Here is a 26,649-nt window from a genome sequence, read left to right as displayed (position 1 = left end):
TGCGTGGACATCGTCGTCAAGGGCCGCAAGACCGAGGTGCCCGAGCGGTTCCGCAAGCACGTGGCCGAGAAGCTGAAGCTGGAGAAGATCCAGAAGCTCGATGGCAAGGTGATCAGCCTCGACGTCGAGGTGTCCAAGGAGCCCAACCCCCGACAGGCCGACCGCAGTGACCGAGTGGAGATCACGCTCCACTCCCGCGGTCCGGTGATCCGGGCGGAAGCGGCAGCCAGCGACCCGTACGCGGCACTCGACCTGGCGGCGGAGAAGCTGGATGCCCGGCTGCGCAAGCAGCACGACAAGCGCCACACACGCCGAGGCGCGCGGCGGCTGACGGCGGCCGAGGTCGCCGACCACGTTCCGGGCGCGGCGACGCTCAACGGGAACGGCCACACCGCCCACGAGGAAGAGCCGGAGAGCGTGCCGACCAAGAAGATCGGCTCTCTTGAGGTGAAGGGTGAAGGCCCCCTCGTCGTCCGTGAGAAGACCCACGTCGCCTCCCCGATGTCCCTCGACCAGGCTCTCTACGAGATGGAGCTGGTCGGGCACGACTTCTACCTGTTCATCGACTCCGAGACGAAGGAGCCGAGTGTCGTCTACCGGCGGCACGCCTACGACTACGGCGTCATCCACCTCAGCACGGACCCGATGGTCACCCAGACGCAAGGCCCCGCGGCGGGTGGCATGTTGGGCGGCTGATCACCCGGCCGACAGCTGAGCCGGTGCCCCTGGTGCGCGTGTGTGCGCCCCCAGGGGCACCCGTGTGCGACCACTTCGCGCCCCGCTCGTCACCGCAGTGTCGTCCGGGCATGAAATCATGGCCGCACCGGCCCAACCGCTGGGCCGTTGCCTTGGGTTGGCGATGGCACAGAACCACAGGCCACAGCCTTCAGGGGGAGGAACGATGGCGGACAGCTTCGGACCGATGCAGGACGAGGACGCCGCAGACGGCGTCGTCGCCACGGGCTCGGACGCGGGCTCTCCACGCAAGGAGCCGATCCGTGTCCTGGTCGTGGACGACCACGCTCTCTTCCGCCGCGGCCTGGAGATCGTCCTGGCGGCCGAGGAGGACATCCAGGTCGTGGGAGAGGCCGGGGACGGCGCGGAGGCCGTCGACAAGGCCGCCGACCTGCTGCCGGACATCGTGCTGATGGACGTACGGATGCCCAAGCGCGGTGGGATCGAGGCCTGCACCTCCATCAAGGAGGTCGCCCCCAGCGCCAAGATCATCATGCTGACGATCAGCGACGAGGAGGCCGACCTCTACGAAGCGATCAAGGCGGGCGCGACCGGATATCTCCTCAAGGAGATCTCCACGGACGAGGTGGCCACCGCCATTCGCGCGGTGGCCGACGGGCAGTCGCAGATCAGTCCTTCCATGGCGTCGAAACTGCTCACCGAGTTCAAGTCGATGATCCAGCGGACCGACGAGCGCCGTCTGGTGCCCGCGCCGCGGCTCACGGAGCGTGAGCTGGAGGTACTGAAACTGGTCGCCACGGGGATGAACAACCGGGATATCGCCAAGGAGCTGTTCATCTCCGAGAACACCGTGAAGAACCATGTGCGCAACATCCTGGAGAAGCTGCAGTTGCACTCCAGGATGGAGGCGGTGGTGTACGCGATGCGCGAGAAGATCCTCGAAATCCGGTAAAGAAGCGGATCAGAGGCCCGGATCAGAGGGTCGCGCGGGTGAGTTCCCTCGCGAGGGGCTCGCGCAGGTCCGGTGCGTCCACCCGTTCCACTCGTACGTTCGTGCAGTTCACCCAGCTCGCTGCCTCGATCAGGGCCTGTGCGACCGCCGGGACCGCCTTCGGGCCGTCCAGGGTGACCTGCCGGGCGACCAGGGTGCTGCCCTCGCGGGCCGGGTCCACGCGGCCGACCAGATGGCCGCCGGCCAGCACCGGCATCGCGAAATAGCCGTACACCCGCTTCGGCTTGGGGACGTAGGCCTCCAGGCGGTGCGTGAAGCCGAAGATCCGCTCCGTGCGCGCCCGTTCCCAGACGAGGGAGTCGAAGGGGGACAGCAGGGTGGTGCGGTGGCGGCCGCGCGGAGGTGTCTCCAGGGCCGCCGGGTCGGCCCAGGTCGGCCTGCCCCAGCCCTCGACCGTGACCGGGACCAGGCCGGAGTCGGCGATCACCGCGTCGACCTGCTCGGCCTTGAGGCGGTGGTAGTCGGCGATGTCCGCGCGCGTGGCGACGCCCAGGGACTGGCCGGCGAGGCGGACCAGACGGCGCAGGCACTCGGTGTCGTCCAGATCGTCGTGCAGCAGGGTCTCCGGGACTGCGCGTTCGGCGAGGTCGTACACGCGCTTCCAGCCGCGGCGCTCGACGCACACCACCTCGCCGTACATGAGGGCCCGCTCGACGGCCACCTTCGTGCCGGACCAGTCCCACCACTCGCTGGTCTTCTTCGCGCCGCCCAGATCCGTGGCGGTGAGGGGGCCTTCGGTGCGGAGCTGCTTGATGACCTGGTCGTAGGCGCCGTCGGGGAGGGTGTGGTTCCAGTGGGGGCGGTTGCGGTAGGCGCGGCGGCGGAAGGCGAAGTGGGGCCACTCCTCGATGGGGAGGATGCAGGCGGCGTGGGACCAGTACTCGAAGGCGTGGGGGCTGGCCGAGGAGGTGCTCCAGTACGCGTTCTCGACCGTCTTGCGGCCCACGGCGCCGAGGCGGGCGTACGGGATGAGTTCGTGGGAGCGGGCGAGGACCGAGATGGTGTCGAGTTGGACCGCGCCCAGATGGCGGAGGATGCCGCGGACGCCTGAGCGGCGGTCCGGGGCGCCTAGGAAGCCTTGGGCCCGCAGGGCGATGCGGCGGGCCTCGTCTGCCGAAAGGGTGGTGTCCGGGCGCGGGGTCGTCATGAGCCGCACGATAGGGGGTGGCACTGACAACCGGCGCTGAGCTGCGACTTCTCTGCTACGACCGGGAAGGCGCCGGCAGGTAGGGCGCCGTCGACGGCAGGCCGAGGTCCGAGGGCAGCAGCGAACCCACCCAGCTGTCCCGTCGTACGCCCTGGTGGACGATCGCGGAGCGCAGGATGCCCTCACAGGTGAAGCCGACGCGTTCCGCCACCGCGCGGGAGGGCTCGTTGCCGACTTCCGCGCGCCATTCCACGCGGTCGATCGACAACTGGGTGAAGGCCCAGTGGGAGGCGGTGCGGGCGGCCTCGGTGACGTAGCCGTTGCCGCGGTGTTCCTTCGTGCCCCAGAAACCGATCTCCGCCGCGCTCAGGGAGCGCATCGTGAGACTGAGCATGCCCGCCAGGTCCTCCCCTTCGGGGAGGAAGATGCCCCAGGTGAGCATCGAGCCGTCCGCCCAGCCCTCGTGGACGAGTTGCTCGGTGAAGCTCCGGGCGTGTTCGGGGAGATAGGGCGCGGGGATCGTGGTCCAGCGCCGGATGTCGGGGTCCTGGACGGCCGCGTACACGGCGTCGGTGTCCTGCGGCCCGACCGCGCGCAGCAGGAGGCGGTCGGTGGTGAGCGTGACGGGGTCCATCGGCCGATTCTGCTCGGGGTCGCGCAAAGGCACCATCTCTTTGCCGTGCGTGAGCGGGTGATCACAATTCGCGCAATTCGTCAGAGCGGCGCGGCACCATCCGCGGGGCCCGGCCGTTGTCCTTTTGAAGAGATGTGAAGCAGTGGGCGGTCACCGTCGCGGCAGGCCTCCCGGCGTGGCGGGGTCCTCGCATACGATGGCCGTTGCTCAGTAGTCCAATGGAAACCGACCGTCCCAGGCCCGACCGGCAAGGAGACCAACCCCCGTGTCCGTCCTCTCCAAGATCATGCGTGCAGGCGAAGGCAAGATCCTGCGCAAGCTGCACCGCATCGCGGACCAGGTCAACTCCATCGAAGAGGACTTCGTCGACCTCTCCGACGCCGAGCTGCGGGCCCTCACCGATGAGTACAAGCAGCGCTATGCCGATGGTGAGACCCTGGACGACCTGCTTCCCGAAGCATTCGCGACCGTACGCGAGGCCGCCAAGCGCGTCCTCGGACAGCGTCATTACGACGTCCAGATGATGGGCGGCGCCGCCCTCCACCTCGGCTATGTCGCCGAGATGAAGACCGGTGAGGGCAAGACCCTGGTCGGCACGCTGCCCGCTTATCTGAACGCCCTCTCCGGACAAGGCGTCCACCTGATCACGGTCAACGACTACCTGGCCGAGCGCGACTCCGAGATGATGGGCCGCGTCCACAAGTTCCTGGGCCTGAACGTCGGCTGCATCCTCGCCAACATGACGCCGGCCCAGCGCCGCGCGCAGTACGCGTGCGACATCACCTACGGCACGAACAACGAGTTCGGCTTCGACTACCTGCGCGACAACATGGCGTGGTCCAAGGACGAGCTCGTCCAGCGCGGCCACAACTTCGCCATCGTCGACGAGGTCGACTCGATCCTGGTCGACGAGGCCCGTACGCCGCTGATCATCTCCGGCCCGGCCGACCAGGCCACCAAGTGGTACGGCGACTTCGCCAAGCTGGTCACCCGGCTGAAGAGGGGCGAGCCGGGCAACCCGCTCAAGGGCATCGAGGAGACCGGCGACTACGAGGTCGACGAGAAGAAGCGCACGGTCGCCATCCACGAGTCCGGCGTCAGCAAGGTCGAGGACTGGCTGGGCATCGACAACCTCTACGAGTCGGTGAACACCCCCCTCGTGGGCTACCTGAACAACGCCATCAAGGCCAAGGAGCTCTTCAAGGCGGACAAGGACTACGTCGTCATCGACGGCGAGGTCATGATCGTCGACGAGCACACCGGCCGTATTCTCGCCGGCCGCCGTTACAACGAGGGCATGCACCAGGCGATCGAGGCGAAGGAAGGGGTGGACATCAAGGACGAGAACCAGACGCTCGCCACGATCACCCTCCAGAACTTCTTCCGCCTCTACAAGCGCCACGACCACAACGGCAAGGAACAGCCCGGCCTCTGCGGCATGACGGGTACGGCGATGACCGAGGCCGCCGAGTTCCACCAGATCTACAAGCTCGGCGTCGTCCCGATCCCGACCAACCGGCCGATGGTCCGCAAGGACCAGTCGGACCTGATCTACCGCACCGAGGTCGCGAAGTTCGAGGCGGTCGTCGACGACATCGTCGAGAAGCACGAGAAGGGCCAGCCGATCCTCGTCGGTACGACGTCGGTCGAGAAGTCCGAGTACCTCTCGCAGCAGCTCTCCAAGCGCGGCGTCCAGCACGAGGTGCTGAACGCGAAGCAGCACGACCGTGAGGCCCCGATCATCGCCCAGGCCGGCCGCAAGGGCGCCGTCACCGTCGCCACCAACATGGCCGGCCGTGGTACCGACATCAAGCTCGGCGGCAACCCCGACGACCTCGCCGAGGCGGAGCTGCGCCAGCGCGGCCTCGACCCCGAGGAGCACATCGAGGAGTGGGCCGCGGCCCTCCCGGCCGCCCTGGAGCGGGCCGAGAAGGCCGTCAAGGCGGAGTTCGAGGAGGTCAAGGACCTCGGCGGGCTCTACGTGCTCGGCACCGAGCGACACGAGTCGCGTCGTATCGACAACCAGCTGCGCGGTCGTTCCGGCCGCCAGGGCGACCCGGGCGAGTCCCGCTTCTACCTCTCCCTGGGCGACGACCTGATGCGCCTGTTCAAGGCCCAGATGGTCGAGCGCGTGATGTCGATGGCGAACGTCCCGGACGACGTGCCGATCGAGAACAAGATGGTCACACGCGCGATCGCGTCCGCGCAGTCGCAGGTCGAGCAGCAGAACTTCGAGACCCGTAAGAACGTCCTGAAGTACGACGAGGTCCTCAACCGGCAGCGCGAGGTCATCTACGGCGAGCGCCGCCGCGTCCTGGAGGGCGAGGACCTGCACGAGCAGGTCCAGCACTTCATGGACGACACCATCGACGAGTACGTCACCGCGGAGACCGCCGAGGGCTTCCCGGAGGACTGGGACCTCGACCGGCTGTGGGGCGCGTTCAAGCAGCTCTACCCGGTGAAGGTCACCGTCGAGGAGCTGGAGGAGGCGGCCGGCGACCGGGCCGGTCTGACCGCCGAGTTCATCGCCGAGTCCATCAAGGACGACATCCACGACCAGTACGCGGCGCGCGAGGAGCAGCTCGGCTCCGAGATCATGCGTGAGCTGGAGCGCCGGGTCGTGCTGTCGGTCCTGGACCGCAAGTGGCGCGAGCACCTCTACGAGATGGACTACCTCCAGGAGGGCATCGGCCTGCGCGCGATGGCGCAGAAGGACCCGCTGGTCGAGTACCAGCGCGAGGGCTTCGACATGTTCACCGCCATGATGGAGGGCATCAAGGAGGAGTCCGTCGGCTACCTGTTCAACCTGGAGGTCCAGGTCGAGCAGCAGGTCGAGGAGGTCCCGGTCGAGGACACCAAGCCGTCGCTCGACAAGCAGGACGCGGTGCCGGCGCAGGCGCGCCCCGAGATCCGCGCCAAGGGGCTCGATGTCCCGCAGCGCCGCGAGCTGCACTTCTCCGCGCCGACCGTGGACGGCGAGGGCGGTGTCATCGAGGGTGACTTCGCCGATGACGACGAGCCGGTTCGCTCGGAGTCCGACGGCCTCACGCGCGCGGAGCGGCGCAAGCAGTCGCGTGGCGGGCGGCGTCGTAAGAAGTGATGAGGTCTGTGTCTGTGCCTCTGTCTGGGGCGCGGTAGCGGCTTGAAGGGCCGGGTCACCTTGGGGTGGCCCGGCCCTTTGGTATGTGGCTGGGCTGGGTGGTCGTTCGGACGGGCACGGTGCCTGGCGGGATCAGTCGTCGTCCGTGCTCGGCCTGCGCGGGCCGCCCACTTCCACGGCCGTGCAGCGCCAGCGCAGGTCCCGGCCCTGCTCCAGGCGGAAGGCCAGCGCGCGCAGCCGGTCGCCGGCCCCGATGCGGGCGAAGGCCTCGATGGCGCCGGGGCGGGGTTCGAAGTAGCCGATGTCGCGGACGACGGGGAGGGTGCCGCGCGTGGTGCGCAGAGGGCCGCGTTCGGCGAGCCAGGCCAGTTCGTCGTAGGCGCGGCCCGCGGTGTACCGGAGCATCCAGTGGACGGGGCGGCGGCCGCTGAGGACGGCGAGGAGGCGGTCGGCGAAGAGGTCGGTGGGTCGGGGCTGGGGGATGAGGGCGGCCGGGGCCGGTCGGGCGGCTGTGGCTGGGCGTGGGGGTGTGGCTGGGCGTGGGGGTGTGGTGGGGGTGGTGGTCGTGGTTGTGCCGGGCCTGGGGGCGGAGGGCCTTGTGGGGGCGCCTGTGCGGGTGCTGAGGGCACTGGGGGAGGCGGGGGAGGTGGCTGGACTGTGTGGGGCCGTGGTGGGCCTTCCTGCGGTCCTGCCAGGGGTCGGGGGGCGGTTGTCGGGCGGGCTGGTGCGGGTGGGGGGTGCGGTGGTGGCCGGTGAGCCTGGCGGGCGGCCTTCGGGTGTGGTCGTGCGGGGCGTGCCGCCGCCGGGCGTGCGGGGTGGTGTGCCGCCCGGGCGGCGCGGGTCGCGGCGGCCCGGCGGGCGGGCGCCGGGGTGGTGGTTCGCCCTCGTCATGACCTTGTTCATCGGTGTCCCCGCTCGATCGGCCCGGGTGGTACCGGGCAGTAACTTCGTGCTTGGGGATCTTGTACGGGGTGGTGGACCGCGGCGGCAAGGCGGCCGGGGTCCTCGCCGGGGTGGCCGGAATGTTCACCTATCAGAGTGGTCGGGGAGTACGGAAAGCCCGACTTGGCGGGGGTGTGCCGGGTGAGTTCCGGGGCGCCGGGTGGACGACTTCAGGGGGGTGGGCAGGGACTCGAAAGGGGACCCCACGCACGTATCCTGGAGGCCCCTCCGGGAAGCGCCGAACGTCCTTCGCTCCGGGAGGATCCGAGGAGCCTTCGACCACGAAAGCGGCGAGCCATGCGTGTCTACGTCCCCCTGACCCTTCCCGGGCTCGCCGAGGCGTACAAGACGGGGGAGTTGGGGAGCGGGCCGTTCGTCGCGTACGCGGTCACGCCGGCGTTGCGTGAGTGGTACCTGTCCGACGACATCGAGGAACTGGAGTACGCCGCGCTGAACCGGGCCGCGTTGGGGTCACTGCGGTTGCTGGCGGCGGATGCGGGGGCGGTGCGGCGGCGGGTTGTGGTCGCGGTGGATGTGCCCGACGGTGCGGCGACCTCGGATCCCGACCGGGCGCTTGATCCTGCGGCGCTCGGTGAGGTGCGGGTTGCCGGGGGCGTGTCGTTGGCCAAGGCGGCGTCCGTGCATGTCGATGCGTCTGACGCGGAGGCGGATGTGGCCGCGGCGGCCGGGGCGCTGGCGGCGGCGGACGGTGGGGACGACGACGCGCAGTTCGTTGTGGACGGGGCCGAGGATCATGAGCTGCTGTGGTTCGCCACGCAGGAGATTCCGAATCTGGTGGGGATGGGGGCTGAGAGGGGCTGAGGGGGGCTCCGCGGCGGGGGAGCCGGGGACTGGGGGCTGTGGTGACCTGCTCGTCTCTTGATTGTCAGTGGGGGCGGGTACGTTTTGGGCATGGGGAAGCAGACGGGCGCGCACATTGTCTGGGACTGGAACGGGACGCTGTTCCACGACAACGACGCGATCATCGGGGCGACGAACGCGGCGTTCGCGGAGTTGGGGCTGGCGCCGATCACGATGGAGCGGTACCGGGCGTTGTACTGCGTGCCGGTGCCGAAGTTCTATGAGCGGTTGATGGGGCGGTTGCCGACCGATGCGGAGTGGGAGGTCATGGATGAGACCTTTCATCGGTACTACGCCGAGCATCGGGTGAGGTGCGGGTTGACCGCGGGGGCGGTGGACTTGCTTGCCGGCTGGGGGTCGGCGGGGCGGAGTCAGTCGATTCTCAGCATGTATGTGCATGACGAGCTGGTGCCCTTGGTGCGGGGGTTCGGTATCGAGGCGCACTTCTTGCGGGTTGACGGGCGGGTCGGGCCGTCCGGGGGAAGCAAGGCGGAGCACATGGTGCGGCATCTTGGGGCGCTGGTGGGGGTGGATCCGGGTCGTACGGTGGTGATCGGGGATGCTGCCGATGATGCGGTGGCGGCGCTGCATGTGGGGGCGCGGGCCGTGTTGTACACCGGGGGGTCGCATGGGCGGGCGAGCCTTGAGGTGGTGGGGGTGCCGGTGGTGGATTCGTTGGAGGAGGCTGTGGTGGAGGCGGAGCGGTTGGCGGCGTGACGCTGCGGTGAGCTGGGGTCGGGTGGGTGGTCGGCCCAGGGTTGTGGTTGCCGCCTGGGGGTGTCGCCGGGGTGTTTTCGCCCCCGCCGCCCCTACCCGTCCCATCCCCAGGGGCTCCGCCCCTTCGACCCCGCCAGGGGCTCCGCCCCTGCACCCCGGCGGGGACTGCGTCCCTGCGCCCCACGCGGGACTGTGCTCCTGGACCCTGGCGGGGCTGCGTCCTGTCGCGCCGGCGAGGGCCGTGTGGCTTGCGTCCCTTGCGGCGCTCCGCCCCTTCACCCCGGCGGCGCTTCGCCCCTGCACCCCCGCGGGGCCCACCCCGCACCCCCGGCGGCGACCATCAACCCTCCCGCCCGGCGGCGACCATCAACCCTCCCGCCCGGTGGGATGCCGCGCCCTGCATGAGATGGCTGTTCGTGGTCCTGTGCAGAACGTCAAAGTTCTGGCCCTGGTTTTGTACACATACGGCTCATGACGGGCCCCCTGGAAGGAGCGATAGCCTGGTGGCGTGATCAGCGCGATAGTTCGCGGGGGCATCGTCGCCCCTGCCTTGCGCCCGGGGAGCACGGAGTACCTCCGTGACCGGGCGGCGGTCGCTGGTCTTCGCGGGTGGGACGGGGGCCCAGGGGCCCCCGGGACGCCGTACACACGCTGGAAACATGTGCCGCCGCAGAGAGCAGCGTCACACCCTTCCGGCGTGTCGAGAATGGCTGATAACCCCCCGCTCATCTCACCTTGCGGCATAGCGTCGGATCAGACCGGAGACCCCGCGTCGCGGCGTTACGTCACAGGGGAAGAGACCGTACTTCCACCTACGTCACGCAACGGCGCGCGACAGGAGCCAGAGGACAATGCAGACCAAGCTGGACGAAGCCAAGGCCGAGCTGCTCGAGAGGGCCGCCCGGGTAGCTGAGAACAGCCCGGTCGGGGGGCACCTACCGACTGGGACGACGGACGAGAGCACACCCGACCGGGACACGCTGCTCGCGTTCCTCCAGCGCTACTACCTGCACACCGCCCCGGAGGACCTCGCCGACCGCGACCCGGTCGACGTCTTCGGCGCCGCACTCTCGCACTACCGGCTGGCCGAGAACCGCCCGCAGGGCACGGCCAACGTGCGGGTCCACACGCCCACCGTGGAGGAGAACGGGTGGACGTGCAGTCATTCGGTTGTCGAGGTGGTCACCGATGACATGCCCTTCCTCGTCGACTCCGTCACCAATGAGCTGACCCGGCAGGGGCGTGGGATCCACGTCGTCATTCATCCGCAGGTCATCGTGCGGCGTGACGTCACCGGCAAGCTCATCGAGGTGATCACCGCGCCGGTCACCGGCGAACTGCCGCACGACGGGCACACCGAGTCCTGGATCCATGTCGAGATCGACCGCGAGACCGACCGCGGCGACCTGAAGCAGATCACCGCCGACCTGCTGCGTGTCCTGTCCGACGCCCGTGAGGCCGTCGAGGACTGGGAGAAGATGCGGGACGCGGCGCTGCGCATGGCCGACGAACTGCCCAAGGAGCCCATCGCCTCCGACCTGCGCGAGCAGGAGATCGAGGAGGCGCGGGAGCTGCTGCGCTGGCTCGCCGCCGACCACTTCACCTTCCTCGGGTACCGGGAGTACCAGCTGCGCGAGGACGACTCCCTCGCGGCCGTCCCCGGCACCGGGCTGGGGATTCTGCGGTCCGACCCTCATCACGCCGAAGGGGACAGCCACCCCGTCAGTCCCTCCTTCGAGCGGCTGCCTGCCGACGCCCGGGCGAAGGCGCGTGAGCACAAGCTGCTTGTGCTGACCAAGGCGAACAGCCGGTCGACCGTGCACCGGCCGTCATATCTCGACTACGTCGGCGTCAAGAAGTTCGACGCCGACGGGAACGTGGTGGGGGAGCGGCGGTTCCTCGGACTGTTCTCGTCCGCCGCCTACACCGAGTCCGTGCGGCGGGTGCCCGTCATCCGGCGCAAGGTCGAAGAGGTGCTGGAGCGGGCCGGGTTCTCGCCCAACAGTCACGACGGGCGGGATCTGCTGCAGATCCTGGAGACCTATCCGCGTGACGAGCTCTTCCAGACCCCGCCGGACGAGTTGCAGGCCATCGTCACCTCCGTGCTCTACCTCCAGGAGCGGCGCCGGCTCAGGCTCTACCTGCGCCAGGACGAGTACGGGCGCTACTACTCCGCCCTCGTCTACCTGCCCCGCGACCGGTACACCACCGGCGTACGGCTGCGGATCATCGACATCCTCAAGGAGGAACTCGGCGGTACCAGCGTCGACTTCACCGCCTGGAACACCGAGTCGATCCTCTCGCGGCTGCACTTCGTCGTCCGGGTCCCGCAGGGCACCGAGCTGCCGCAGCTGTCCGACGCCGACAAGGAGCGCATCGAGGCGCGGCTGGTGGAGGCCGCGCGGTCGTGGGCCGACGGTTTCGGCGAGGCGCTGAACGCCGAGTTCGGCGAGGAGCGCGCCGCCGAGCTGCTGCGCCGCTACGGCAACGCCATCCCCGAGGGCTACAAGGCCGACCACACCCCGCGCTCCGCGGTCGCGGACCTCGCGCACATCGAGGAACTCACCGAGGAGAAGAGCTTCGAGCTCAGCCTGTACGAGCCCGTGGGCGCCGCCCCCGAGGAGCGCAGGTTCAAGATCTACCGCAAGGGCGAGTCCATCACCCTGTCGGCCGTGCTGCCGGTGCTCAACCGGCTCGGTGTCGAGGTGATGGACGAGCGGCCGTACGAACTGCGCTGCGCGGACCGGAGTGTGGCCTGGATCTACGACTTCGGGCTGCGCATGCCCCAGCCGAAGAGCGGGAGCGGCGACTACCTCGGCGACGACGGGCGCGAGCGGTTCCAGGACGCCTTCGCCGCGACCTGGACCGGCCAGGCGGAGAACGACGGGTTCAACTCCCTCGTGCTGAGTGCCGGGCTGCACTGGCGGCAGGCGATGGTGCTGCGGGCGTACGCGAAGTACCTGCGGCAGGCGGGCTCGACGTTCAGCCAGGACTACATGGAGGACACCCTCCGCCACAACGTCCACACCACCCGGCTGCTGGTCTCGCTGTTCGAGGCGCGGATGTCGCCGGACCGGCAGCGTGCCGGGCACGAGCTCGTCGACGCGCTCCTCGAAGAGCTCGACGCGGCGCTCGACCAGGTCGCCTCTCTCGACGAGGACCGGATCCTGCGGTCCTTCCTGACCGTCATCAAGGCGACCCTCAGGACGAACTTCTTCCAGGAGGCGGCGGGCGGCAGGCCGCACGACTACATCTCCATGAAGTTCGACCCGCAGATGATCCCCGACCTGCCGGCGCCGCGCCCGGCGTTCGAGATCTGGGTGTACTCGCCTCGGGTGGAGGGCGTGCACCTGCGGTTCGGGAAGGTCGCGCGAGGCGGCCTGCGCTGGTCCGACCGGCGTGAGGACTTCCGCACCGAGATCCTCGGCCTGGTGAAGGCGCAGATGGTGAAGAACACCGTCATCGTGCCGGTCGGCGCCAAGGGCGGCTTCGTCGCCAAGCAGCTGCCCGACCCGTCCGTCGACCGGGACGCGTGGCTGGCGGAGGGCATCCGCAGCTACAAGACCTTCATCTCGGCGCTGCTCGACATCACCGACAACATGGTCGCCGGCGAAGTGGTCCCGCCCGCCGACGTCGTCCGGCACGACGAGGACGACACCTATCTCGTCGTCGCCGCCGACAAGGGCACCGCGACCTTCTCGGACATCGCCAACGGGGTCGCCGAGAACTACAACTTCTGGCTCGGCGACGCCTTCGCCTCCGGCGGCTCCGCCGGGTACGACCACAAGGGCATGGGCATCACCGCGCGCGGCGCCTGGGAGTCCGTCAAGCGGCACTTCCGCGAGCTGGGCGTGAACACGCAGGCCGAGGACTTCACGGTCGTCGGCATCGGCGACATGTCCGGTGACGTGTTCGGCAACGGCATGCTGCTCAGCGAGCACATCCGCCTGGTCGCCGCCTTCGACCACCGGCACATCTTCATCGACCCGAATCCCGACGCGGCCACCTCCTACGCCGAACGCCGCCGCGTCTTCGAGCTGCCCCGCTCCAGCTGGGCCGACTACGACACCGCGCTCATCTCCGCCGGTGGCGGCGTGTTCCCCCGTACCGCCAAGGCGATCCCGGTCAACGCGCACATCCGTGAGGCCCTGGGCATCGAGGGCAAGGTCGCCAAGATGACCCCGGCCGACCTGATGAAGGCGATCCTCAAGGCGCCGGTGGACCTGCTGTGGAACGGCGGCATCGGGACGTACGTGAAGGCGAGCACCGAGACGCACGCGGACGTCGGCGACAAGGCCAACGACCAGATCCGCGTCGACGGCGCCGACCTGCGCGTCAGGGTCGTCGGCGAGGGCGGCAACCTGGGCCTGACCCAGCTCGGCCGGATCGAGTTCGCGCTGCACGGCGGCAAGATCAACACCGATGCCATCGACAACAGCGCGGGCGTGGACACCTCCGACCACGAGGTGAACATCAAGATCCTGCTCAACGGCCTGGTCGCGGACGGCGACATGACCGTCAAGCAGCGCAACAAGCTGCTCGCCGAGATGACCGACGAGGTCGGCCACCTGGTCCTGCGCAACAACTACGCGCAGAACACGGCCATCGCCAACGCGCTCGCCCAGTCCAAGGACATGCTCCACGCCCAGCAGCGGTACCTGCGCCACCTGGTGCGCGAGGGCCTGCTGGACCGGGCCCTGGAGTTCCTGCCCACCGACCGCCAGATCCGCGAACGCCTCGGCGCCGCACAGGGGTTGACCGGCCCGGAGACGGCCGTCCTGCTGGCGTACACGAAGATCACGGTCGCCGAGGAGCTGCTGCACACCTCGCTGCCCGACGACCCGTACCTGCGCGGTCTGCTGCACACGTACTTCCCGGCCGCGCTGCGCGAGACGTTCGGGGACCGCATCGACGGCCACCCGCTGCACCGCGAGATCACCACGACCGTGCTGGTCAACGACACGGTCAACACCGGTGGTACGACCTATCTGCACCGGCTGCGCGAGGAGACCGGTGCCTCGCTGGAGGAGATCGTGCGGGCGCAGACCGCGGCTCGCGCGATCTTCCGCTCCGGTGTCGTGTGGGACGCGGTGGAGGCGCTCGACAACAAGGTCGAGGCCGCCGTGCAGACCCGGATCCGGCTGCACTCGCGGCGACTGGTCGAGCGCGGTACGCGCTGGCTGCTCAACAACCGGCCGCAGCCGCTGCAGCTCGCGCAGACCGTCGACTTCTTCGCGGACCGGGTCGAGCAGGTGTGGTCGCAGCTGCCGAAGCTGCTGCGGGGCGCGGACTCGGAGTGGTACCAGAAGATCTACGACGAGCTGGCGGGCGTCGGCGTGCCGGACGAGGTCGCCACGCGCGTGGCCGGGTTCTCTTCAGCCTTCCCGACGCTCGACATCGTGTCGGTGGGCGACCGGATGGGCCGGGACCCGATGGACGTCGCCGAGGTCTACTACGACCTCGGCGACCGTCTCCACATCACCCAGCTCATGGACCGCATCATCGAGCTGCCCCGTGCCGACCGCTGGCAGTCCATGGCCCGCGCCTCCATCCGCGAGGACCTCTACGCGGCCCACGCGGCCCTGACCGCCGACGTCCTGGCGGTGGGCAACGGCACCTCGACTCCCGAGCAGCGCTTCAAGGCCTGGGAGGAGAAGAACGCGCCGATCCTGAGCCGGGCGCGCACGACTCTCGACGAGATCCAGGGCTCGGAGACGTTCGACCTGGCCAACCTGTCCGTGGCGATGCGGACGATGCGGACGCTGCTGCGGACGCACATGTAAGGCGTGACGCGTACGTAAGGCATACGGCGATGAGGGCGCCCCGGGCCGGAATGGCTCGGGGCGCCCTCATGCCCGGGGTTCAGGAGGGAACCGCGGCCTGCGGCTGCGGCTGCGGCTGCGGCTGCGGCTTGGCCTTCGCCTTGTCGGGACCGCCGGTGAACGCCTCGTACGCCTCCAGCACCTCCTCCGTCGGGCCGTCCATGCGCAGTTCGCCGCGCTCCAGCCAGAGCACGCGGTCGCAGGTGTCGCGGATCGACTTGTTGCTGTGGCTGACCAGGAACACCGTGCCCGCGTGCTTGCGCAGCTCACGGATGCGGGCCTCGGAGCGCTTCTGGAAGGAGCGGTCGCCGGTCGCCAGCGCCTCGTCGATGAGCAGGACGTCGTGGTCCTTGGCGGCGGCGATGGAGAAGCGCAGGCGGGCGGCCATGCCGGAGGAGTACGTCCGCATCGGGAGGGTGATGAAGTCGCCCTTCTCGTTGATGCCGGAGAAGTCGACGATCTCCTCGTAGCGCTCCTTGACCTGCTCGCGGGACATGCCCATGGCGAGGCCGCCGAGGTAGACGTTGCGCTCGCCGGTCAGGTCGTTCATCAGGGCCGCGTTCACGCCGAGCAGGGAGGGCTGGCCGTCGGTGTGGATCCGGCCGTTCTCCACGGGGAGCAGGCCGGCGACCGCCTTGAGCAGCGTCGACTTGCCGGAGCCGTTGGTGCCGATCAGGCCGATGGCCTCGCCCCGGTAGGCGACGAAGGACACGTTCTTGACGGCGTGCACCGTGCGTACACCGGCCGCCTTCTCCGCCTTCTTGCGGCGCAGCATGCGGTTGAGTGCGGCGGTCGCGGAGCCGCGGCCGGGGCCGGTGCCGTTGACCCGGTAGACGATGTCGACGCCGTCGACGACGACGGTGGGGATCTTGTCGCCGACGTAGATGTTCTCGGAGTTCTCGGAGTTCTCGGGGTTCTTGGGGTTCTTGGGGTTCTTGGGGTTCTCGGTGTTCTCAGCCACGGCCGTAGGTCTCCTCAGCCTTCCAGAAGTAGATGAAGCCGCCGACTCCGGCGAGCAGGGCCCAGCCGGTCGCGATCAGCCACACGTGGTGCGGCAGCTGGCTGGAGTGGAAGGTGTCGATCAGGGCGAAGCGCATCAGGTCGATGTAGACGGCCGCGGGGTTGGCCTGGAGGGTGGGCGCGACCCAGGACGGCAGGTCGTTGTGCTTGCTGAGCAGGTGGTCGATGCTCCACATCACGCCCGAGATGTACATCCACGTGCGCAGGACGAACGGCATCAGCTGCGCGATGTCCGGGGTCTTGGCGCCGAGCCGGGCCATGATCATCGAGATGCCGGCGTTGAAGGTGAACTGCAGCACCAGAGCCGGGACCGCCAGCAACCAGGACGCGGAGACCGGCACGCCGAAGACGAGCAGGATCACGACCAGGGCGCCCATCGAGAACAGCAGTTGCTGGAGCTGTTGCAGACAGAAGGAGATCGGCAGCGCGGCCCGCGGGAAGTGCAGCGCCCGGACCAGGCCGAGGTTGCCGGAGATGGCGCGGGTGCCCGCCATGATCGAGCTCTGCGTGAACGTCCAGATGAACACGCCCGTCACCAGGAACGGGATGTAGTCCGGCACGCCCTTCTTGGTGCCCAGCAGCACACCGAAGATGAAGAAGTACACCGCCGCGTTCAGCAGCGGGTTCATCACCTGCCAGACCTGGCCCAGTTTCGCCTGGCTGTACTGCGCGGTGAGCTTGGCGGTCGAGAAGGCGGCGATGAAGTGGCGCCGGGCCCACAGCTGGCGGACGTACTCCCGCAGGGAGGGGCGGGCACCGCTGACCGAGAGGCCGTGGCGGGCGGCGAGCGCCGCGAGGTCGTCGTCGACGACGGCGGGTGCGGTCGCCGTCGGCGGGGGCGGTGTGTGGAGGACCTGGCTCACATCCGCTGCTTTCACTCGGGGGGTGGGGTGACGCGTGGTGCTCGTGCGGCGGGCGGGTCCTTCACCCGGCGTTTCCTTACGCTTCTCTTCACGTTCTCTTACGTCGGGACGGGACCGTATCGTCGCAACGTGAGCGTAGGCGGAATCGACGTCGGAACGCAACCGTTTCGTCGTAACGCCCTATGCTGGTCGGCATGACGACGAACGCCGACGAGCCGAAGACCCGTCCGCGCCGCCGGGCCCCCGCCGGAGCGGCCGTGCTCCGCGAGGACGTGACCGAGGCCATCCGGGCCGCGGTCTTCGAGGAACTCGCGGCCGTGGGCTACGCGCGGATGTCCATCGAGGGGATCGCGCGCCGGGCGGGCGTCGGCAAGACCGCGGTGTACCGCCGCTGGCGCTCCAAACTGCACCTCGTCCTCGACGTCGTCTCGGCGATCGCCGTGATGGGCCTGCCGGTGCCGGACACCGGCTCGCTGGAGGGCGACCTGCGGCTGCTGTACGAGGTGACCTCGCGCGCCCTGCGGCATCCCGTGGCCTCGCAGGTCATCCCCGACCTCCAGGCCGAGGCGGCCCGCAACCCCGAGATCGCCGAGGCCATGCAGAAGGCCCTGCGGGAGGGGCAGGAGGGCGTCGCCAGCAAGATCGTGGCGGCGGCCCGGCAGCGCGGGGAGGTCCGTGAGGGCGCGAGCGAGGACCTGGCGCTGGACCTGATCTCGGGGCCGCTGTACTGGCGCTCGGTGGTGATCCGCAGCCCGAAGCTCCCGAAGGGGTACCTGGGCGCGCTGGCGCGGGCCACTGCGGAGGCGCTCAAGGCGTTGTGACCTGTGGGGTCGATGGCGCTTCGCTACGGGTCCGGCGTCGTCAGTTCCGGGGTCGGTGGGTGTGCCCCGTCCGCCCCGTAGGACTATGGGCCCCATGAAACTCGTGATCGCCGAGGACAACGCCCTGTTGCGCGAGGGCCTTGTGCTGTTGCTGACCTCTGCCGGGCACGAGGTGGCGGCCGTCGTCGGCACCGGACCGGAGGTCCTGCCCGCGTTGCTGGAGCATCGGCCGGATGTGGCGGTGCTGGATGTGCGGATGCCGCCGGGGTTCCGGGACGAGGGTCTGCGTGCGGCGCTGGCCGCGCGCAAGGAGATGCCGGGGCTGCCGGTGCTGGTGTTGTCGCAGTATGTGGAGGAGTCGTACGCCGCCGAGTTGTTGGGTGGTGGGAGCAGTGGGGTGGGTTATCTGCTCAAGGACCGGGTCGGGCGGGTGGATGAGTTTCTCGACGCGCTGGAGCGGGTGGCGGCCGGGGGGACGGCCCTCGACCCCGAGGTGGTGACGGAGTTGCTGACGCGGCGCCGGGACACGCCGGTCGACTCGCTGACCCCGCGTGAGCGTGAGGTGCTGAAGCTGATGGCGGAGGGGCACGACAACGCGACGATCGCGAAGACCCTGGTGGTCACCGAGCGGGCGGTTCACAAGCACATCGGGAACGTGTTCCTGAAGCTGGGGCTGCCGCCGTCCGACAGCGGGCATCGCCGGGTGCTGGCGGTGCTGACGTATCTGAACAACGTGTAGCCGCAGTATCTGAACACCATGTGGCCGAGGATCTGGTCACTCGGGAGCGGCCGCGCGCAGGGCGAGGAGTTCCGGGGCGAGGATCTCGAGCCGGCCGTCCCCGGCCCACCGGACCAGACCGTCGCGACGCAGCCGGGACAACGCCCGGTTCACGGTGACGCGGGTGACGCCCAGCAGGTCGGCCAGTTCGCGCTGGCCGCCTGGCAGGGAGACGGCGGCGGTGACGGGCCGGTCCGCCGCCGTCCGCTCCAGGAGCCAGGCCGCGAGTCCGGCCTCGCACGGCAGCGTGACCGTGGCCGTCAGCCGGTCCTGCTGGGCGCGTGCCTGGGCAGCCAGGAGACGGAACACATGGGCACGGACCGTGGCCGACGCGCCCGCGCCCGCACCCGCACTTGCATCCGCACCGCACCCGACAAGAGTCCCCTAGCCGCGAGCCGCCTCCGGGTGCAGTCGTACCCACCCCTCCCATGCCGACGTGATCATGTCCTGGACGTCGTGCTTGGCCTTCCAGCCCAGTTCGGTGGCGGCGCGGTCGGCGGAGGCGACGACGCGGGCCGGGTCGCCGGGGCGGCGCGGGGTGACCGTCGGGGGGCGGTCGTAGCCGGTGAGGGCGTTGATGCGGTCGATCATCTCGCGCACCGACACCCCTTCCCCGCGGCCGATGTTGAGGGTGAGGTCACGGCCGGGGGACGCCAGGAGGGCGCGTGCCGCCGCGACATGGGCCTCGGCCAGGTCGACGACGTGGATGTAGTCGCGTACACACGTCCCGTCCGGTGTCTCGTAGTCGTCGCCGAAGATGCGTGGGGGCGCGTTCTCCGTGAGCTTCTCGAAGACCATCGGGATGAGGTTGAAGACGCCCACGTCCGCGAGTTCGGGACGCGCCGCGCCGGCCACGTTGAAGTAGCGCAGCGACGCCGTGGACAGGCCCGTCGCCCGGCCCGTCGCCCTGACCAGCCACTCGCCGGCCAGCTTCGTCTCGCCGTACGGCGACATGGGCACGCACGGCGTCTCCTCCGTCACCAGTTCGCCGTGAAGCGCGGCGTCCGGCATGCCGTACACCGCCGCGGAGGACGAGAACACGAAGGACGGCACGCCCACCTCCGACACGGCCTCCAGGAGGACGCGCAGGCCCTCGACGTTCTCCCGGCAGTAGTGCAGCGGCAGGTCCACCGACTCGCCCACCTGCTTCTTCGCCGCGAGGTGGACCACGCCGGTGACCTCGTGGTCGGCGAGGGTCCGGGCCAGGCGCTCGCCGTCCAGGGTCGAGCCCACCACCAGCGGTACGTCTTCGGGGACGCGCTCGGTGATGCCGGTCGACAGGTCGTCGTACACCACCGTCCTTTCGCCCGCCTCGGTCATCGCCCGTACGACGTGCGCCCCGATGTAGCCGGCGCCGCCGGTGATCAGCCAGGTCATATGCGGCCGTCCCCTCGTGAATTGGCCTGTGGTGGTCTGCGGTAAGAACTGTGGGTGTGCTGTCGGCTCCCGTCGTCAGTGAAGCAGGCGGCCGAGTCCCGTGCGAGTCACGGTGATGACTCCACGTGAACCTGGGGCGACACGCAGTGCCCGCGCGAGGGTGGGGCTGATCGGCGCGGCTACCGGCCGCCTGGCATCTCCTCCAGCGCCGCCGAGTCCAGCGTCGAGGTGAGCCGGTCGAGGCGTTCGCGCAGGTCGCGGAGTTCGTCGAGGTTGAAGCCGGTGGCCTGGAAGATCCGGCGCGGCACCCGGAGCGCGGGCTCGCGCAGGGCGACGCCCTCCTCGGTGAGCCGTACCTCCACCGAGCGTTCGTCGCGGGTGCTGCGCTCCCGTCGGACGAGGCCGGCCGCCTCGAGGCGCTTGAGCAGCGGGGACAGCGTGCCGGAGTCGAGCCGCAGGTGTTCGCCGAGCTGCTTCACGGGCATCTCGCCCCGCTCCCACAGCACCAGCATCACCAGGTACTGCGGGTAGGTCAGCCCGAGGTCCTTGAGGATCACCCGGTAGACGCCGTTGAACGCACGCGAGGCAGCGTGCAGGGAGAAGCAGATCTGGCCGTCGAGGCGCAGCCAGTTCTCTTCCGAGGGCGATGGGGCGGCTGATGCGTGGGCGGGGGTCGGCGTCCGGGTCATGTATCCAGGATAGCTCTTGCGAGCCATTCAATTGTGCACAACTGAATTGTGTGCTCTACTTGTGCTCGCAAGGCGGCCGGACAGGCCGCCGAGACGTGACTCAAAGAGGGATGGTTCTTCCATGGACGCGCTCTACACCGCTGTCGCCACCGCCACCCACGGCCGGGACGGCCGTGCCGTCTCCTCCGACGGCACCCTGGACCTCGCGCTGGGCATTCCGGTGGAGATGGGCGGCAACGGACAGGGCACCAACCCGGAGCAGCTGTTCGCCGCCGGCTACTCCGCCTGTTTCGGCAGCGCCCTCGGCCTCGTCGGCCGTCAGGCCAAGGTCGACGTGAGCGACGCCGCTGTCACCGCCGAGGTCGGCATAGGCAAGCAGGGCGAGGGCTTCGCCCTCAAGGTCACCCTCCGCGTGGAGCTGCCCGACACCGTGGACGAGGCGACCGGCCGCAAGCTGGTCGAGCAGGCCCACCAGGTCTGCCCCTACTCCAACGCCACCCGCGGCAACATCGAGGTCGACCTCGTCATCGAGTAATCCCAAGGCTCGTCATCGAGCAACCCCCGGTCCCACACCGGAAAGCGTCACCCGACCCGCGCCAGCACCTCCCCCGTCCGCCCGCTCCACGTCACCACCACCGCCTCCTCGGGCACCGGGTGCCGGCGTGTGAGCAGCAGCCACCGCACGTGATAGCGGCGGGCGACGGCGGTGCGCTCGGCGCGGGTCGACGTCGGGGCGAGGTAGGCGCGGACGTCCGCGAGCCGCCTCGCCCTTTCCCGTTCGTCGAGGGCCGCGTCCGGCCGGGCGGGCGCGGCGAGGTTCGCGCCGTAGCCCGCGATCGCGTGGCCGGCGTGGTAGCCGTCGGTGATCACGACCTCGCCGGGGCCGATGTGCTGCGCGGCCCATTCGTACGTCGGCCAGCGCGGCGGCTGTGCGAAGCCGACCGGATCCAGCGAGCGCGGGACGACCGCGCCCGCCTGCACGGTGAGGAAACCCACGCAGGCACCGGCCGCCGCGGCCCCGCCCAGCATCCGCCGCCACACCGGCCAGGGCCGCGGCGCCGCCAGCTCCACCGCGAGCGCCAACTGCGGCGGCACCAGGGTCAGCCCGAGGATCCCGCCGTAGGTGTGGTGCCCGCTGAACCAGCCGTACGCCACGACCAGGCAGTCGAGGACGAACATCAGCACGAGGGGATCGCGCACCGACCGCCGCCCTCGCCGCCACAGCGCCGGCACCCCGAGCAGCGCCAGCCAGAAGTGTCCGCCGAGGTCCTGGTAGAGCGTCCGGGGCGTTCCGCCCGCGCCGCCGTCCCCGGCCGGAGCGAACACGTCGAAGTACGGCCAGCAGACCGCGACCAGCAGCGCGGTCCCGCCCGTCAGCGCCCACCGCCGTACGACCGCCGGCCGCCATCCGCGCTGCCACCCGGCGACCAGGGCCACGGCCCCCAGCGCCGCCGCCACCCACGTGATCGGATGCACCAGCAGGATCAGTCCGTACAGCGCGCCGAGCCCCGCGTACCCGCTGAGACCCGGCAGCCCGCTCGGCCCGACGTACCGCACCGCCCGGCCCGCCTCCCGGGCCCGTGCCCCCGTCAGCGCCCACGCCCAGAAGGCCAGCCCGATCGCGAACGCCGACGGATACCCGAGGTTCCCCGTCATCGACATCAGCCCGAGGTACCCGCTCCACCAGGCCCGCTCGGTCCCCCACAGCAGCGTCATGGCGGCCAGCGCCAGCACCGGCGCCCACTGTCTCGGCGTCAGCACCCGCACGAAACGGCCGAGGCCGGTCAGCAGCACCAGCAGGTTCAGCGGCCCGGCGAGTTGGAGGACCTGCCACCCGCTCAGTCCCGTCAGCCGTGCGAAGGCGCCCTGCGCCAGCGCGTACGGCGAGTAGTACGGGCTGCCCGCGCCCGGCAGGTCGGCCATCGGGTGGCGCGGCTGGAGCAGACTCGCCTTCAGGCGTTCGACGACCGCCGCGTGCTGCCCGGCGTCGCAGCACAGCGGCACCCGCCAGTAGGCCAGCGACATCACCAGCCAGAACAGGAACCCGACGACCTGGTACGGAGTGGGACGCAGGACTCGGCCGCCACGCAGTGCCGTCGCACCGCGCACGGACCGCCGGGCAAGAACACCGACGCCGCTCATCGCACGGGAAGGGGGACGGGAAGCGGGGGGAGGGGCTGAGGCATTGGCCGTATGTTCCCCGCAGCCACGCCGAGGGCGACGGCCCGTCCGTACCTCACCCCATCGTGTGAGCCCGTTCGGCGCGCTCCTGCGCGGGCAGTGTCACCCGCTCGCGTGCGACACGCTCCAGCAGCAGCGGCACCCCGACCACCGGCAGCAGCCACGCCGGCACGATCAGTCGATCGCCCCAGATGTTGATGTCCGGGTGCGCGGCCTGCGTGAGGATCCCCGTGCAGCCCGCCGCCACCAGGAACCCGCCGAACGCCCGCCGTCGCCCCCGCAGCGCACCCCACGCACCAACCGCCAGTGCCGCCGCGAACAGCGGCTGCCACAGCTGCCGACGCAGCCATTCCGTCCAGAAGTTGGCCTGGAGGTGCAGGAACTCCGGCCACGGGCGGGTCCGGTCGGGCCGGGTGAAGTGGTCGGCGAGCAGATCCTGGACGCTCTCGGACGCGGACGGGTAGTGCAGCGCCTTCGCCAGCAGCAAGGTCCCGACCACGGCGGAACACCCCACGGCCGCCAGAGCCACCACGCCACGCCCCACAGCCTGTCCCTGCCCCTGCCCCTGCCCCTGCCCCCGCCGCCACGGCCACCGCCGTACGGCGATCGCCGCTCCCGCCCCCGCCAGGCACAGCCCCAGAAACAGCGCCTGCGAGTGCTTCACCGTGAACAGCCCGGCCAGCGACCCGCCCACCAGCACCAGACCGGCCCGGGCCCGATGCCCGTGCAGCACCAGCGCGCACCCTCACACCGCCGCCGGCGTCAGCGCCAGCAGCAGGCCCTCCGTCATGGGCCGCATGGCGGTCGTGCCGCACGGCAGGACGTAGTACAGCGCCTGGCCGGTCAGCGCGAGCGGCACCGGCACGGACAGGGTGCGCAGGATGAGGAACGCCAGGATTCCGCCCGCGACCGCGATGACGACACTCGCCACCCACACCCCCCACGTCACGCCGAACATGGTGACGAACGGCAGCAGGAACACCGGGTATCCGGGCCGCGCCTCGAAGATCCGCATGAACCGCGCCGAACCGAACGGCACGGCATGCCCGCCCGTCTGCCCCGCCCGCAGCCGCGCGTCCACCTCCCGCCGGGCCGTGGCCCGGCACTCCGTCACGACCTGCCGGCGGGGGTCCGGCCCGTGGAAGCGCACCACGTCGACCTTCTGTCTGCGGTACGCCGTCGACGCCCGGCCCGCGCAGGCGTAGTCGATGGTGGCGGCCGCCGCCTCCCGCTTGCTGTCGCCGCTGAGGCTCAGGGCGTACGACAGGTAGTTCTTGGTGTCGGGGGTGTCCCGGCCGGTGACGTTCGCGAGCTGGAGCACGGCGAACACCGCGGCGAGCACCAGCACCCAGGTGCGCGGCCTCATGAGCGACTACGTCCGGCCGGGCCGGCCCGCCGGCCGCCAGGTGGAGGGCCGGGTCGGGGTCGGCCGGGAGGGGCTGGACGGCATGCGAACTCCCTGGAGTGGCACCGGCATTCAGACGCGGTCGGCGACGGCCGGCCAACCGACGGGCTGCGGACCGCCGACCGGTGAACCGACGGGCTGTGAACCGACGACCGGTGAACCGACGGCCGGCGGACCGGCGAGCCGTGAACCGCCGTCCAACGACCCGACGTCCAGCGACCCGCCGTCCAACGACCCGACGTCCCGCGGACCGGCCGGCTGCGGCACGCCCGCCAGTGGAAAGCGGCCGAGGGCCGCCGCCGCGGACGGTACCGGGTGGCGCTCGGCGAGTGGCACGACCGGCGGGAGGTCCGTCTCGCCCAGCACCACATGGCGTACGACCCGCTCGGCGGCGCGCCCGTCGTCGTACGGGCAGAACCGCTCGCGGAACGCGGAGCGCAGCTGGGCGGAGCGCGAGCCGCGCCAGTGGCCGGTGGCGAAGATGTCGATCAGCTCGTCCTCGCTGCGCGCGACCGCGCCCGGCGGGAAGGAGCGCAGGTCGAAGTAGGTGCCGCGGGCCGCCTCGTAGGCCTCCCGGTCGTCGGCGAGGAGCACGATCGGGCGGTCGAGGTTGGCGTAGTCGAACATGATCGAGGAGTAGTCGGTGACCAGGGCGTCCGAGGCGAGGCACAGCTGCTCGACGTTCGGGTGGTCGGTGACGTCGATGACCCGGTCCGATCCGGCGGTGAGGGGCTCGCCGTAGGCGTGGTGGGCGCGGGCGAGGACGACGTAGCGGGGGCCGAGGGCGCGCAGGAGCCGGTCCAGGTCGAGGGGCTGGTGCTGGCTGCGGCGGTGGTCGCGGTGGGTGGGCGCGTACAGGATCGCGACCGTGCCCTCGGGGACGCCGAGGGTCTCGCGCAGCCGGGACACGTCCACCGAGGTCGCCTGCTGGAAGACGTCGTTGCGGGGCTGGCCGTACTCGAGCGTGCGGTAGCGGCCGGGGAAGACGCGCTCCCAGGTCAGGGTGGAGTGGCGGTTGGCGGACAGGACGTGGTCCCAGGTGTCGACGCCCCGCAGGAGCTCGGCGAAGTCCGTGTCGCGGGCGGCCGCCGGGCGCTCCTGGAGGTCCAGGCCCATGTGCTTGAGCGGGGTGCCGTGCTGTGTCTGGAGGAGGATCTGGCCGGGGCGCTTGACCAGGCGGCTGTCGAAGTCGACGTTGCTGACCAGGTACTTGGAGCGGGCCAGCGCCGTCCAGTAGGCGACCGTGCCGGGCCTGACGCGGCGGGTGGCGGCAGGGATCGTGTGGTGGTGCTCGCGGCGCGCGACCCACGTCGTGCGGATGTGCGGGGCGTGGGTGCGGAACGCGCTCTCCAGGGCGCCCGGGTTGCAGCCGTGGCCGCGGCCGCCGTGCGCGGCGAAGAGGGCGCGGTCGGCGCGCAGCGGGAGGCGGCGCTGGACGCGGTAATGGAGCCGGAGGGCCGCGGTGCCCATGGACTTCAGCAGGCGGGTCAGGGACTTGACCGTGCGGCGGCGCAGGGCCGAGGCCCGTTGCAGGGTGTGGAACGTGCGGCGCAGGCCCAGCCGGACGAGGGTGTGCCGCAGCCGGGAGCGCAGCGGGACCGGGTGGCCGGGGGCGTGGTGACGGCGGCAGAGGGCGCGCGCCTGGCGCAGGAAGTCGGCCCGCGCATCGCGCGGCAGCCGCTCGCGGTGGGCGAAGACCGTCGTCAGGTGGTTGACCATGCGGCGGAACAACACCGGCCGCCAGCACGCCAGTTCGGGGTGCTGCTCGACGTACGCGAAGACCCGGTCGTACTGCTCGAAGAGGTCGAAGTGGCGGCGGCTGGTGGTGCGGGTGATGCTGCCCCGGCGGCGCTGCCGGTAGTGGACGCAGACCCGGTCGAGGGTGGCGATCGACTCGGCGGCCATGAGCACCGGGTACGTCCACGGGACGTCCTCGTAGTAGCCGGTCGGGAAGGTGAGACTCTCGCGCTCGACGAACTCCCGGCGGTACGTCTTGTTCCACACCACCGTCAGCAGCTTGAGCAGGCCCGGGCGGTCCTCCAGGGCGAAGGACGCCGGGCCGCGTTCGGTGAGCTGGATCGCCGCCTGGTTGCGGACGGTACGGCCCGACCAGTCGACGCGCGCGTAGTCGTGGACCAGGATGTCCGGCTCGCCGGTCTCCTTCAGGCGGTCGGCGATCGCGCGCAGCGCGTGCGGGGTGAGGGTGTCGTCGCCGTCCAGGAAGAGCAGGTAGTCGCCGGTCGCCGTGCGCAGACCGGCGTTGCGGGCGGGCCCGAGGCCCTCGTTGCTGGGCAGGTGTACGGGGCGTACACGCGGGTCGCGGGCCGCGGCTTCGTCGATGATCGCGCCGCAGGCGTCCGGCGAGCCGTCGTCGACCACGATCAGTTCCAGATCCGGATACGACTGGGAGAGCACCGAATCCAGGCATTCGTTGAGATACGCCTGAACCTTGTACGCGGGGACGATGACACTGAACCTGGGCAAGGGGGACATCCAAGGGTCGTCGCGGGCGTTCTGCCCGGGAACGGCCGAGGAGTTGATCTGGTTACGAAGCGTTACGGCATTCGGGGGATCGTGGGCGGAC

19 protein-coding genes and 1 pseudogene are annotated in these 26,649 nt (G+C 70.4%); 9 read left to right on the top strand and 11 right to left on the bottom strand.

All coding sequences use genetic code 11. The features are described from left to right. The first annotated feature begins 3 nt into the window (after nt 1-3). Nucleotides 4-696 carry a ribosome hibernation-promoting factor, HPF/YfiA family gene (hpf, locus tag QFZ76_RS21230; RefSeq protein ID WP_307675223.1) on the top strand — a complete coding sequence of 231 codons (693 nt, stop codon included), beginning with the start codon at nt 4-6 and terminating at the stop codon, nt 694-696. Between the two features lie 205 nt (nt 697-901). Continuing rightward, entirely contained in the window at nt 902-1,648 is a 747-nt protein-coding gene (locus QFZ76_RS21225) for a response regulator transcription factor (RefSeq protein WP_307675222.1), read from the top strand. Between the two features lie 22 nt (nt 1,649-1,670). On the opposite strand, the gene QFZ76_RS21220 is transcribed toward QFZ76_RS21225, so the two are convergent. Beyond that, the gene (locus QFZ76_RS21220) at nt 1,671-2,855 is read right to left on the bottom strand and encodes a winged helix-turn-helix domain-containing protein (RefSeq protein ID WP_307675221.1); all 1,185 of its coding nucleotides are present in this window, start codon (nt 2,853-2,855) and stop codon (nt 1,671-1,673) included. A 55-nt stretch (nt 2,856-2,910) separates the two neighbouring features. Further along, a complete protein-coding gene (locus tag QFZ76_RS21215) occupies nt 2,911-3,489 on the bottom strand; it encodes a GNAT family N-acetyltransferase (RefSeq protein ID WP_307675220.1) in 579 nt (192 codons plus the stop codon). Between the two features lie 265 nt (nt 3,490-3,754). Here QFZ76_RS21215 and secA point away from each other — a divergent pair, with 265 nt between their 5' ends. Continuing rightward, nucleotides 3,755-6,589, top strand: coding sequence for a preprotein translocase subunit SecA (gene secA / locus QFZ76_RS21210; protein WP_307675219.1), 2,835 nt, complete (start codon nt 3,755-3,757; stop codon nt 6,587-6,589). Nucleotides 6,590-6,721: 132 nt separating this feature from the next. On the opposite strand, the gene QFZ76_RS21205 is transcribed toward secA, so the two are convergent. Beyond that, the gene (locus QFZ76_RS21205) at nt 6,722-7,492 is read right to left on the bottom strand and encodes an Rv3235 family protein (RefSeq protein WP_307675218.1); all 771 of its coding nucleotides are present in this window, start codon (nt 7,490-7,492) and stop codon (nt 6,722-6,724) included. Nucleotides 7,493-7,828: 336 nt separating this feature from the next. On the opposite strand from QFZ76_RS21205, the gene QFZ76_RS21200 reads away from it, so the two are divergent. From QFZ76_RS21200 to QFZ76_RS21190, 3 genes are all read left to right on the top strand, one after another. After that, nucleotides 7,829-8,353: a hypothetical protein gene (locus QFZ76_RS21200; RefSeq protein ID WP_307675217.1), complete on the top strand. Its 525-nt coding sequence runs from the start codon at nt 7,829-7,831 to the stop codon at nt 8,351-8,353. A 90-nt stretch (nt 8,354-8,443) separates the two neighbouring features. Continuing rightward, nucleotides 8,444-9,109 (top strand): HAD family hydrolase, encoded by a 666-nt coding sequence (locus tag QFZ76_RS21195; protein WP_307675216.1) that lies wholly within the window; start codon nt 8,444-8,446, stop codon nt 9,107-9,109. Between the two features lie 851 nt (nt 9,110-9,960). Next, entirely contained in the window at nt 9,961-14,892 is a 4,932-nt protein-coding gene (locus tag QFZ76_RS21190) for an NAD-glutamate dehydrogenase (RefSeq protein WP_307675215.1), read from the top strand. A gap of 79 nt (nt 14,893-14,971) precedes the next feature. Here the strand turns inward: QFZ76_RS21190 and QFZ76_RS21185 are convergent, their stop codons facing one another. Continuing rightward, nucleotides 14,972-15,817 carry an ABC transporter ATP-binding protein gene (locus QFZ76_RS21185; RefSeq protein WP_307680086.1) on the bottom strand — a complete coding sequence of 282 codons (846 nt, stop codon included), beginning with the start codon at nt 15,815-15,817 and terminating at the stop codon, nt 14,972-14,974. A gap of 67 nt (nt 15,818-15,884) precedes the next feature. Beyond that, complete coding sequence (locus QFZ76_RS21180; protein WP_307675214.1) at nt 15,885-16,814, bottom strand: ABC transporter permease; 930 nt, start codon at nt 16,812-16,814, stop codon at nt 15,885-15,887. A gap of 194 nt (nt 16,815-17,008) precedes the next feature. Here QFZ76_RS21180 and QFZ76_RS21175 point away from each other — a divergent pair, with 194 nt between their 5' ends. Further along, entirely contained in the window at nt 17,009-17,635 is a 627-nt protein-coding gene (locus QFZ76_RS21175; RefSeq protein WP_266438761.1) for a TetR/AcrR family transcriptional regulator, read from the top strand. A gap of 94 nt (nt 17,636-17,729) precedes the next feature. Further along, nucleotides 17,730-18,374, top strand: coding sequence for a response regulator transcription factor (locus QFZ76_RS21170; RefSeq protein WP_266438764.1), 645 nt, complete (start codon nt 17,730-17,732; stop codon nt 18,372-18,374). Between the two features lie 36 nt (nt 18,375-18,410). Here the strand turns inward: QFZ76_RS21170 and QFZ76_RS21165 are convergent, their stop codons facing one another. The 3 genes from QFZ76_RS21165 to QFZ76_RS21155 form a co-directional block, all read right to left on the bottom strand. Next, complete coding sequence (locus QFZ76_RS21165; protein WP_307675213.1) at nt 18,411-18,722, bottom strand: Crp/Fnr family transcriptional regulator; 312 nt, start codon at nt 18,720-18,722, stop codon at nt 18,411-18,413. Nucleotides 18,723-18,797: 75 nt separating this feature from the next. Continuing rightward, the gene (gene galE, locus QFZ76_RS21160; RefSeq protein WP_307675212.1) at nt 18,798-19,790 is read right to left on the bottom strand and encodes a UDP-glucose 4-epimerase GalE; all 993 of its coding nucleotides are present in this window, start codon (nt 19,788-19,790) and stop codon (nt 18,798-18,800) included. A gap of 179 nt (nt 19,791-19,969) precedes the next feature. Next, nucleotides 19,970-20,479 (bottom strand): MarR family winged helix-turn-helix transcriptional regulator, encoded by a 510-nt coding sequence (locus QFZ76_RS21155; protein WP_266438774.1) that lies wholly within the window; start codon nt 20,477-20,479, stop codon nt 19,970-19,972. 121 nt (nt 20,480-20,600) lie between these two features. On the opposite strand from QFZ76_RS21155, the gene QFZ76_RS21150 reads away from it, so the two are divergent. Then, entirely contained in the window at nt 20,601-21,014 is a 414-nt protein-coding gene (locus tag QFZ76_RS21150) for an organic hydroperoxide resistance protein (protein ID WP_307675211.1), read from the top strand. A gap of 47 nt (nt 21,015-21,061) precedes the next feature. Here QFZ76_RS21150 and QFZ76_RS21145 read toward each other — a convergent pair whose 3' ends face one another. The 3 genes and pseudogenes from QFZ76_RS21145 to QFZ76_RS21135 form a co-directional block, all read right to left on the bottom strand. Further along, the gene (locus QFZ76_RS21145) at nt 21,062-22,621 is read right to left on the bottom strand and encodes a hypothetical protein (protein WP_307675210.1); all 1,560 of its coding nucleotides are present in this window, start codon (nt 22,619-22,621) and stop codon (nt 21,062-21,064) included. 94 nt (nt 22,622-22,715) lie between these two features. After that, nucleotides 22,716-24,026: pseudogene (locus QFZ76_RS21140) on the bottom strand (hypothetical protein). A 111-nt stretch (nt 24,027-24,137) separates the two neighbouring features. Then, nucleotides 24,138-26,549 (bottom strand): CDP-glycerol glycerophosphotransferase family protein, encoded by a 2,412-nt coding sequence (locus QFZ76_RS21135; protein ID WP_307675209.1) that lies wholly within the window; start codon nt 26,547-26,549, stop codon nt 24,138-24,140. Nucleotides 26,550-26,649 lie beyond the last annotated feature (100 nt).

Origin of the sequence: Streptomyces sp. V4I2 (assembly GCF_030817655.1) — a bacterium.
GTDB lineage: Bacteria > Actinomycetota > Actinomycetes > Streptomycetales > Streptomycetaceae > Streptomyces > Streptomyces plumbiresistens.
The sequence above is the reverse complement of the archived record's forward strand: the minus strand, read 5'-3'. Positions and strand labels throughout refer to the sequence as shown.